This window comes from Brevundimonas diminuta ATCC 11568 (genome assembly GCF_000204035.1).
GTDB lineage: Bacteria > Pseudomonadota > Alphaproteobacteria > Caulobacterales > Caulobacteraceae > Brevundimonas > Brevundimonas diminuta.
Map to the genome: position 1 here is coordinate 564,346 of NZ_GL883086.1, position 6,782 is coordinate 571,127.

General features: G+C 64.9%; 7 protein-coding genes. 3 read left to right on the plus strand and 4 right to left on the minus strand.

Going from position 1 to position 6,782, the window contains the following annotated elements; all coding sequences use genetic code 11:
• The first annotated feature begins 42 nt into the window (after positions 1 to 42).
• Positions 43 to 591 carry a hypothetical protein gene (locus tag BDIM_RS06485; protein WP_040345294.1) on the plus strand — a complete coding sequence of 183 codons (549 nt, stop codon included), beginning with the start codon at positions 43 to 45 and terminating at the stop codon, positions 589 to 591.
• Here BDIM_RS06485 and tgt read toward each other — a convergent pair.
• The 3 genes from tgt to queA are packed head-to-tail and all read right to left on the minus strand — an operon-like array spanning position 588 to position 3,321.
• A complete protein-coding gene (gene tgt, locus BDIM_RS06490) occupies positions 588 to 1,700 on the minus strand; it encodes a tRNA guanosine(34) transglycosylase Tgt (RefSeq protein WP_003164762.1) in 1,113 nt (370 codons plus the stop codon). The genes BDIM_RS06485 and tgt overlap by 4 nt on opposite strands.
• Before the next feature lie 53 nt (positions 1,701 to 1,753).
• Positions 1,754 to 2,230: a hypothetical protein gene (locus tag BDIM_RS06495; protein ID WP_003164763.1), complete on the minus strand. Its 477-nt coding sequence runs from the start codon at positions 2,228 to 2,230 to the stop codon at positions 1,754 to 1,756.
• Positions 2,227 to 3,321: a tRNA preQ1(34) S-adenosylmethionine ribosyltransferase-isomerase QueA gene (gene queA, locus BDIM_RS06500; protein ID WP_003164765.1), complete on the minus strand. Its 1,095-nt coding sequence runs from the start codon at positions 3,319 to 3,321 to the stop codon at positions 2,227 to 2,229. Before queA ends, BDIM_RS06495 begins: the two co-directional genes overlap by 4 nt.
• Positions 3,322 to 3,436: 115 nt before the next feature.
• Between queA and BDIM_RS06505 the strand changes: the two genes are divergently transcribed.
• Positions 3,437 to 3,895 carry a MaoC family dehydratase gene (locus tag BDIM_RS06505; RefSeq protein ID WP_003164766.1) on the plus strand — a complete coding sequence of 153 codons (459 nt, stop codon included), beginning with the start codon at positions 3,437 to 3,439 and terminating at the stop codon, positions 3,893 to 3,895.
• Here BDIM_RS06505 and BDIM_RS06510 read toward each other — a convergent pair.
• Positions 3,892 to 4,320 (minus strand): GNAT family N-acetyltransferase, encoded by a 429-nt coding sequence (locus tag BDIM_RS06510; RefSeq protein ID WP_003164767.1) that lies wholly within the window; start codon positions 4,318 to 4,320, stop codon positions 3,892 to 3,894. The genes BDIM_RS06505 and BDIM_RS06510 overlap by 4 nt on opposite strands.
• An 88-nt stretch (positions 4,321 to 4,408) precedes the next feature.
• Between BDIM_RS06510 and BDIM_RS06515 the strand changes: the two genes are divergently transcribed.
• Entirely contained in the window at positions 4,409 to 6,082 is a 1,674-nt protein-coding gene (locus BDIM_RS06515; protein WP_003164768.1) for a lysine--tRNA ligase, read from the plus strand.
• The last annotated feature ends 700 nt before the right edge of the window (positions 6,083 to 6,782 follow it).

Below are 6,782 nucleotides of genomic sequence, written 5' to 3' on the forward strand. Positions count from 1 at the left end.
GGTTGATTGGCTTTGACGCGCGAGGCGTGATTAAACCAACTCATGCGCCAGATTTCATTGACCGTCATCGCCGTGTCCTTGTTGCTCGCCGGTTGCAACGCCGGCGCTTCCGCTCGGGACGGCGTGGATCAGGTGGGCACGGGATTAGGCGACGCCGTTACCGCGCCGCTTGAGGATCTGAATCTCAAGCGTCAGGAAATCCCAACCATTCTGCTTCAGGCGGAATCCAATCCGTATGACCTGCGCAACATGACGCGATGCTCGGTGATCGCTGCCGAAATCGGGCGATTGGATGAGGCTCTGGGCCCGGATACGGACGTTGCGCCCACCGACGATGGAACCTTCATGAGCGAGCGCGCTGCCGACGCTGCGGCAGGCGCGACGCTGGACGCCGTGCGCGGCACGGTGACGGACTTCATTCCGGCTCGCAGCTGGGTGCGCCGTCTGACCGGCGCCGACGCGCACAGCAAGCACGTTCAGTCAGCCATTCAGGCGGGCCTGCGTCGCCGCTCCTTCCTGAAGGGCGTGGGAATGCAGCGGAATTGTGCGCCTCCGGCGGCTCCGGCGGGCTTCGTTCCGCGTAGAGGCTAGGCCTTCAGGTGCCGCGCGCGGAAGTCGCGGCGGAACTGCTCGAACCGCCCCTCGGCGATGGCCGCGCGCATGGCGGCCGTCAGGGCCTGGAAGAAGGCGATGTTGTGCCAGCTCAGCAGGATCTTGCCGAGAATCTCATCAGCGCGGATCAGGTGGTGCAGGTAAGCCTTTGAATAATCTTGTGAGGCCGGGCAGGGAACTTCGGGGTCCAGAGGATCCTGATCCTCGGCGAAGCGCGCGTTCTTGAGATTCAGCGGGCCGTCCCAGGTCCAGGCCTGACCATGGCGCCCCGCGCGCGTCGGCAGGACGCAGTCGAACATGTCGACGCCGCGATAGACCGCTTCGACCAGGTCGATCGGCTTGCCGACGCCCATCAGATAGCGTGGGCGGTCCTTGGGCAGGAACTCGGGCGCATAGTCCAACACTTCGCACATGGCTTCATGGCCTTCGCCGACCGCCAGGCCGCCGAGGGCGTAGCCGTCGAAACCGATCTCCTGCAGGCGTTCTGAGGATTCACGGCGCAGGTTCTCATAGGTCGAACCCTGCTGAATGCCGAACAGGGCCTGCGCATCGCGCGTGCCGAAGGCGTTCTTGGAGCGCTGGGCCCAACGCGCCGACAACTCCATGCCTTCGCGCGCGCGCTTTTCCTCGGCGGGCCAGGCGACGCATTCGTCCAACTGCATGACAATGTCGGAGCCGAGGCGGTCGGCCTGGATCTGAATCGAGCGCTCCGGCGTCAGGACGTGTTTGGAGCCGTCGATGTGGCTGGAGAAGGTCACGGCCTCCTCGGACAGCTTGGAGATGCCCGACAGGCTCATGACCTGGAAGCCGCCTGAGTCCGTCAGGATCGGCTTGTCCCAGCGCATGAAGTTATGGAGGCCGCCCAGGCGCTCCATCCGCTCGGGACCGGGCCGCAGCATCAAATGGTAGGTGTTGCCCAGTATGACGTCCGCGCCGGTCTGCTTGACCTGATCCACCGTCATCGCCTTGACCGTTGCGGCGGTGCCGACGGGCATGAAGGTGGGGGTGCGGATATCGCCGCGCGTGGTTTTCAGCACGCCGGTGCGGGCGCGGCCTTCGACAGCGGAGATCTCAAATGGAAAAGGCATGGGCGTTCCTTGCAGGGAGGCGCGTCTTAGGCCGTCTGCTCCGTAACCGCCAGTCAGCGCAGTAGCGTCTCGAGGCGCTCCGCGCGCTGCAGATCCTTCGGGCGACCGAACAGGCGGCATTTCTCGATCTGTTCGGAGACGGTGGGGATGTAAATCGTCCCCCCGTCCAGTTCGACACCCTGGCGCGTGGTGAAGATGACCGGAGTCCAGTCCGCGCCCGCGCGGACGTCCATCATCGCCATGACCTCGATTGGAACCGGCGTGGTCAGGATTTCGCCGAACACCTGCGACCGGAACAGGCCTTCGCCGGGGTCTTCGATGGCTTCGCCGTGCAGGGCCTCGATCAGGCGCCGCGCGTCGCGCGGGCTGGTCATGACGTCGACGTCAGGCACGTGCCACTCCGACAGGCCCGACAGGGCCATGCCGGCGCCGCCGAACACCCACCAGGGATCCTGAAGCTCACTGGCCGCCGAGGCCAGGATGTCGAAGGTCGCGGCCAGATTTTCGGGCAGGTCGTCGATGTGGCTCATTGGGCGTTTTCCCGAAACAGCAGGCTTCCGTCGCCATAAGAATAGAAGCGGTAGCCGCTGTCGATGGCGTGGGCGTAGGCGGCGCGCATCGTCTCCAGCCCGGCGAAGGCGCTGACCAGCATGAACAGCGTCGATTTCGGCAGGTGGAAGTTGGTCATCAGCACGTCGCAGGCGCGGAAGCGATAGCCCGGCGTGATGAAGATGGCCGTGTCGCCGTGGAAGGGTTGGATCACGCCGTCCTCACCCGTCGCGCTTTCCAGCAGGCGCAGCGAGGTGGTGCCGACGCAGACGATGCGCCCGCCCGCCGCGCGCACGGCGTTCAGGGCGGCGGCGGTTTCGGCAGAGACCTCGCCCCACTCGGAGTGCATCTTGTGATCGGCCGTGTCGTCCGCCTTGACCGGCAGGAAGGTGCCCGCCCCGACGTGTAGAGTCACTGCGTGGGTCGTCACGCCCCTCGCGCGGATGGCGTCCAGCAGGGCCGGGGTGAAGTGCAGACCCGCCGTCGGCGCCGCGACTGAGCCGTCGTGCTCGGCGAAGACGGTCTGGTAGTCCTTCAGATCCTGATCGTCCTCGGCCCGTTTGGCCGCGATATAGGGGGGCAGTGGCATGACCCCGACTTCGCGTATGGCGTCGTCAAGCACAGGGCCTGCCAGATCGAAACGCAGGGTGACGAGGCCGTCCTCGCCCTTGGCGGTGATTTCGGCGTCGACTTGACCCAGAAGGCAGGCGTTGTCTTCCTCGCGACCGAAACGGACGCGGTCGCCGACCTTCAGCCGCTTGCCGGGCTTCATGAAGGCGCTCCAGACATCGGGCGCGTCGCGGTGGTGCAGGGTAGCCTCGACCGGCACCGACAGCAGCTCGCCCTCCGGCGCGGTGCGGTGGCGCACGCCCGACAAACGGGCGGGGATCACGCGAGTGTCGTTGAAGACCAAGGCGTCGCCCGGTTGCAGAAAATCCGGCAGGTCGCGGATGATCCGGTGCTGAAGATCGCCGCCCTTCACGACCAGAAGGCGGGCCGAGTCGCGCGGGTCGGCGGGACGCAGGGCGATGCACGCCTCGGGCAGGTCGAAGTCGAAATCGGATGTCCGCATGGAGCGGGGAATGCTCACGCCCCGCCTTTGCGGTCAAGCGAGACCCGGCGGAAAGTCGACTGGCGAAAACCGCTCCAGCCGCTATGTCAGACGCAGCCCATGGGAGTTTGAGTGCATGACCGACCGCTATCTGGACGACCTGACCGTCGGCGAAAGCTGGGACAGCGAACCCTTCACCATGACCGAAGCCGAGATCATCGCCTTCGCGACCGAGTTCGACCCCCAGCCCATGCATATCGACAAGGCGGCCGCCGAGGCGGGGCGGTTCGGCGGCCTGATCGCCAGCGGCTGGCACGTCTGTTCGCGCGTGATGCGGCAGTTTGTGGATGAAGCCTATTTCGGCCAGACGCCTTTGCTGGGCATGAACGTCGACGCGCTGTGGTGGGTGCGGCCCGTGCGGCCCGGCGACACCCTGACGGTGCGCCGCGAAATCATCGAGATCCGCCCGTCCAAGAGCCAGCCCGATCGCGGCGTCGTGCGCACCAAGACGACCGTCACCAATCAGGACGGCGATCTGGCCATGAGCTTCGAGAACCAGATGCAACTGCCGAGAAACGCTGAAGCGCGGCTCTAGGCGTCGTTCGGGCGCAGGAATAACGCCATGCCGATTGAGGCGGGCGCCGTGGGCTGAAAGCCGTATTGGGCATAGAGGCGATGGGCCTCTCCGTCGGCGATTAGGCTGATGTAGGCCTCTGCGGGCACGGCGGCGCGCAGGTGTTCAACCAGAGCCTTCATGATCGCCTTGCCCAGACCGCGTCCCTGGTGGACGGGATCGACGGCGATGTCGACGATCTGGAAGAACAGCCCTTTGTCGCCGATGACCCGTCCCATGCCGACGACTTCGCCCGACTGGTTCTCAATCACCACGGCGAAGACAGTGTTAGGCAGGCCGGCGGCCGCTGCTTCTGCGCTACGCGGGGTTAGACCTGAGATGGCCCTGAGGCGACGGTAGTCGTCGATGACGGGCGTGCGGGCGACAAGGCGGTAATCGGGGCTCATTACCTCCTGATATTGGATGCGCGGTCAGGGCGACAGGGAGAGTCATCAAAAGTTGACCTCGCGCGCTCAAGGCGTCAAAGCCCGGTGCATGCTACAGAACCTCGAAACCCTGTCCCGTGAGGCCCGTTCGTGGCCGTTTGAGCAAGCGCGCAATCTGCTGGCCCACGTGCTCAAGAAACGGCTGTCGGATGCGGAGCGCGATGCGGCCAAGCTGCTGATCGACGCGGGCAAGACGGACGAGGCTCTGGTGACCTTCGAGGCGCTGAACCGGCCGGTGATCCTGGAGACGGGTTACGGCCCGTCGGGCCTGCCGCACATGGGCACCTTCGGCGAAGTGGCGCGCACGACCATGGTGCGCAACGCGTTTCGCGCCCTGACCGGCGACTACTGGCGCACGCGACTGATCGCCTTCTCGGACGATATGGACGGCCTGCGCAAGGTGCCCGAGGGCGTGCCCAACCCCGAGATGCTGCGCGAAGACCTGCACCTGCCGCTGACCAAGGTGCGCGATCCGTTCGGCACGCATGACAGCTTCGGCGCGCACAACAACGCTCGCCTGCGCGCCTTCCTCGACAGCTTCGGCTTCGACTATGAGTTCATGTCCTCGACCGAGACCTATCGGTCGGGCCGGTTCGACGCGACCCTGATGACCCTGCTGGAACGCTTCGACAAGGTCATGGGCATCATGTTGCCGACCCTGGGCGAAGAGCGCCGCGCCACCTATTCGCCCTTCCTGCCGATCAGCCCGATCACCGGCCATGTGCTGCAGGTGCCGACGCTGGAACGCAATGTCGAGCGCGGGACTATCGTTTTCGACGACCCGGCCGGCGGCCGCACCGAGGTTCCCGTCACCGGCGGCCATGTGAAGCTGCAGTGGAAGCCCGATTGGGCCATGCGTTGGACCGCGCTGGACGTCGACTACGAGATGTCGGGCAAGGACTTGATCGAGAGCGTGCGCGAGAGCGGCAAGATCTGTCGCGCCCTGGGCGGCACGCCGCCGGAAGGCTTCAACTACGAGCTCTTCCTCGACGTTGAGGGCAAGAAGATCTCCAAGTCCAAGGGCAACGGCCTGACGATGGAGGAGTGGCTGCGCTACGGCACGCCTGAGAGCCTGAGCTGGTACATGTTCCAGTCGCCGAAGTCGGCCAAGAGCCTGCACTTCAATGTCATTCCGCGCGCGACGGACGACTATCTGTCCTTCATCGAGCAGTACAAGACGCAGGAACCGGCCAAGCAGATCGACAACGCCGTCTGGCATATCCACTCAGGGACTCCGCCCGAGAGCGTCTCGCCGGTGTCCTTCGCCCTGCTGCTGAACCTGGTGGGCGTGGCCAACGCCTCGACCAAGGAACAGTTGTGGGCCTATTTCGCCAAATACCTGCCGGACGCCACGCCCGAGAATGAGCCGGTTCTGGACCGGTTGATGGGCTATGCGCTGAACTACTACGAGGACTTCGTGAAGCCCTCGAAGACCTATCGTCTGCCCGACGACAAGGAGAAGGCGGCGCTGCTGGATCTGGCGGAACGTCTGAAGGCCCTGCCGGCCGACACGACCGACGGAGAGATCATCCAGGGCGAGGTTTACGCCGTGGGCAAGGCGCACGAGTTCGAGCCGCTTCGGGCTTGGTTCCAGGCGCTGTATGAAGTGCTTTTGGGCGCCTCGCAGGGGCCGCGTTTCGGTTCGTTCGCGGCCATCTACGGCCTGTCCCAGACAATCGAACTGCTCGAGAAGGGCGCTGCAGGCGGCTTGGTCGAGGGGTAGGGACTGAAAGTTACGGGCCGCTGATCTCATCAGCGGCCCGTCTTCGTTCTGGATCTGATCAGGAGACGAAGACGGCGCCGGCCAGGGAGGCTAGAGCCAGCATCAAGAGCAGACTCTCAAACGGGGACGGCAGCCAGATTGATCGGCGATGGCGTCGGCGGGTGCTGGAGACCATGATTTTCGCTCACATTCCATAATGACCTGCAGGGCGAGCTCAGCAGAGCCGGAGATCGGCAGCGGTTGGCCGTAAAGGCTGCGCCACAGCACATCCAGAGCCACGTCTGCTTTTCCAAGTGCGCCCATGGATGCCATAGCGCACGACAATGCGGCCTCTGCCCATCCCCCGTATGGGGGAGGAAATGAACAATATCTGTTTTTTCATACGAACTTGGGCGGGGCCGGAGCGTCAGGCGGCTCTGCGTCCGACAAGAAAGATGAACGGCACATAACGACAAGGCTGGGGGAGCCTTCAGCTTGGGCGAGGCATTCTCACTCCATCGACAACTCGATGACAGGAGAGCCATATGTCGAAGACCTTCAAGGCGGGTTTGGCCGCCACCGCCATGTTCACCGCGCTGGCCGCCGCCGCTGCGCCCATGACCGCCAGCGCCATGCCTCAGGCCAACGGCATCACCAACTGTGACGCGCCGGGCGGCCGTCAGCAGGCGGGCGCCGCAATCGGCGCCGTGCTGGGCGGTCT